Here is a 304-nt window from a genome sequence, read left to right on the forward strand (position 1 = left end):
GCTCCCAAGCGTCGCGCCAGACTTTGACCGACTGCGGGTATTTCCGGCCCAGTTCACTGGCCTCGAACGCATCCAAGGCGGCACGTGCGGTGTCCTCGTTAGTGGCCGTATAGACCTCGCGTAGCGCACGGGAGACGCCTTTGCGGTCCTGATACGACACCCACCGGTTCGCAGCTCGAATCAGGTGCACAATGCAGGTCTGCACCATCGAATTCGGCCAGGTCGCTTCCACAGCTTCCGGCAGCCCTTTGAGCCCGTCGCAGCACACAATGAACACGTCCTGGACACCACGGTTGGCCAGATC

General features: G+C 61.8%; 1 protein-coding gene. It reads right to left on the reverse strand.

The genetic code is table 11. From position 1 onward, the window contains the following. On the reverse strand, nucleotides 1-304 hold a 304-nt coding region (locus QP996_RS11805), incomplete at both ends, for a transposase (RefSeq protein ID WP_284872820.1).

The organism is Corynebacterium sp. MSK008 (genome assembly GCF_030232585.1).
In the GTDB taxonomy this organism is placed as follows: domain Bacteria; phylum Actinomycetota; class Actinomycetes; order Mycobacteriales; family Mycobacteriaceae; genus Corynebacterium.